Source organism: Candidatus Roseilinea sp. NK_OTU-006, assembly GCF_012931985.1.
GTDB lineage: Bacteria > Chloroflexota > Anaerolineae > J036 > Brachytrichaceae > JAAFGM01.
Window position 1 is genome coordinate 1 of the sequence record NZ_JAAFGM010000097.1, and the last position, 2,766, is coordinate 2,766.

Consider the following 2,766-nt stretch of genomic DNA (forward strand, 5'->3'; position numbering starts at 1 on the left):
CATCCCTTCTGGGGCTTCCGCATTGACGGGATCATTGACGACAGCGGGCGCGAGGCTCTGCAGGTTCTCGGCATTCCGGTCGTGGGGCGTTTGTCTGATTTGCTTCCGCGGCTCGAGAAGCACCCGGTGGACGAGGTCGTATTCGTCCCGTCGGCGGTCTCGCTGACCGATCTCACCCCGCTGCTCGAGTCCTGCGAAGAAATGGGCGTTCGCACGCGCCTTTCGCTAAACTTCTTCCGCCATACGATCGCTCGGCCGGTGCTGGACGACTTCGAGGGCTTCCCGGTGGTCACTTACTCGCCCACGCGGGAGATGAGTTTCGCCCTCTTGTTCAAGTATGTGTTCGACCGGGTTGCCGCGGCGGCGGCGCTGGTCCTGCTCTCGCCGGTATTTCTTTTGGCAGCGCTCGCCGTCAAACTGACTTCGCAGTCGTGGAGCGACCCCATCTTCTACAGCCAGATCCGATGCGGTCTCAACGGGCGCCCTTTCCGACTTTGGAAGTTCCGCTCAATGGTGGTGGATGCTGATAAAATGTTGGACAAGTTGCGCGCCCACAACGAGATGCAGGGGCCTGTCTTCAAGATGAAGAGCGACCCGCGCATTACGCCGGTGGGGCGCTTCTTGCGCAAAACGAGCATTGATGAATTGCCGCAGTTATGGAATGTGTTGCGAGGCGATATGAGCCTCGTCGGGCCGCGACCGCCGATTCCCGCGGAGGTGGAGAAATACGACCGGTGGCAACGGCGGCGGCTCTCCATGCGCCCGGGGATTACCTGCTTGTGGCAAGTGAGCGGCCGCAATCAAATCGGGTTCGACGAGTGGATGCGTCTCGACCTCGAATACATTGACAATTGGTCGCTCTGGCTGGATTTCAAAATCTTGCTGCGAACGATTTATGTGGTGGCTACGGGCTACGGCGCCATGTGAGGCGCACCCCGCGATTCCCGCGCCCTAGTACGCCATGGGCGCGCCCCGCGTGGCCGGCGCGCATCCGGACAAACCTGCTCGACCGGTCTGATCAGCGCATCGTAGAGCGTTGCGAGGGTTTTGCGCGCCGAGCGTTCCAGCGTCGCCGCGTGTCGCCGAGCCAGCGCCGGATCGTTGGCAATGCGCTCGTTGTGCAAACCTAACTGTTCCAGAGCATCGCGCACGACCGCAATCGGCCCGACATGGACGACACGAACGTTCGACGCATCTTCGGGCAACACGACAAACGCCACGATGCGCTCGCCCAGGAGATAGTAGGACAGCAGCGCCGTGCGCGATGGGTCTGAGTCGCCGGCGGTCAGCGCAGCACAGATCGCTTCCAGCGACATCGGCGCGCCGGCGCCCAGGCTGTCATCGGCATGCATTTGGAGCTGCAGCCGTGATAGCGCTTGCTCCAATGCAATCACCTGCGCCTCGTTGCGCGCGACGGCATCGGCCTCCGTAGCCTCACCGGCAAACATGACCGAATAAGCCGCGGCAAGTTTGACGTGCAGCGCGCGCTGCTCCGCAAGCAGCTGTGCATCGGCCGTTGCACCGGCCGGCGTTGGGTCGCTCACCATACGATCCACCAGCGCGCGCGACCGGGCCCGCTCGGTCAGCTCGAAGGCTTGCCGGACGCGATGTGGATCGCGCGCGCCTTCCTGCAAGAGCAACACGATCAGGTCGTCGAACGGGTCAAGCTTGTCGCCGACGAACGACGCGCGCATGCGCTCATGGGTGATCTCCATGCGCTGCGATTCGAGCAATCGGATGGCGCGCCACAAGTAGTCTTCGGCGGCCGCGTTCTCACCGCGCAACGCGTGAGCGCGGCCCAGCAGGCCGAGCACGCGCTGTTGCACGCGCGGCACGCGCAGCTGCTCCGCAATCGCCTCGGCAGCCCGCAGATGCGCCAGCGCCGCCTCGGCGTCGGGGAGCGACAACTGTGCAAGCATGGCTTGCACCTGCGACCGTTGCAGCGGGCTGGCTTGTGCCAGCGAAAGCGCTTCTTCGGCCCGCGCAAGCGCTTGGCTGCGCTGCCCGTCCGCGGCGAGCAAAGTTGCTTGTTGCAGGACGACGCCGGACAGGGCGAGCGCGTTGCCGGCCACGCGAAACACGTGGGCAGCTTGGGCCAGCGCGTCTTCGGCGTCGCGCACGCGCCCCAGGCCGCGCAGCGCCGTGCCCAAGCCCTGCCACGCGCGCCCATGCTCGTAGGCCATCGCCGAGGACTGCATCGCTGCAATGGCTTCGCGATAGGTGATCTCGGCTTCGGCGTATAAGTTGAGGTCGAGGTAGGCGTCGCCCAGATCGAGCAGCAGCGCGCCTTTGTCGGCAGACGCCTCGAGCGGCCAGAGGATGGCACGGGCGCGCTCGAACGCGGCGAAGCCGGCGCTATAGCGGCCCTCCACCAGGCAGGTGTAGCCGATGTTCTGGTAGGTGTGTGCAACTTCCAGGTCGAGGCCATGCGCGGCGAAGATCGGCGCAGCGCGCTCGAACATCGCCACGGCCTCCTGGGTGCGTCCCATCTCCAACAACACCACGCCCTGGTTGTTCATCACTTGCGCCGCGCCTTCGGCATCACCCAAGCGTTGGAAGAGTGACTCGGCCTGAGCGTAGGCCTCCAATGCGCGCTCCGGCCGGCCGATGGCCAGATAGCACACGCCCAAGTTCAAGCGCGACTTCGCGATGAGCGCCAGCGCCTCATCGGACGCATCCCCGCCCAGTTCGCGCTGCAACGCATCCGCCAGCGCAATGGCTTCGTCGTAGCGGCCGAGTTGCTCGAGCACGTTGATGCGGCCGACG

Annotated in this window: 2 protein-coding genes; one reads left to right on the forward strand and one right to left on the reverse strand. The window is 64.9% G+C overall.

Annotated features, from left to right (window positions below; genetic code table 11):
• Window positions 1-927: sugar transferase (locus tag GXH28_RS15760; protein WP_169239962.1), on the forward strand; the 927-nt coding region annotated here is incomplete at its 5' end.
• Here the strand turns inward: GXH28_RS15760 and GXH28_RS15765 are convergent.
• The coding region (locus tag GXH28_RS15765) for a tetratricopeptide repeat protein (protein ID WP_169239963.1) at window positions 912-2,766 on the reverse strand (1,855 nt) is incomplete at its 5' end. The two genes, GXH28_RS15760 and GXH28_RS15765, sit on opposite strands and share 16 nt — an antisense overlap.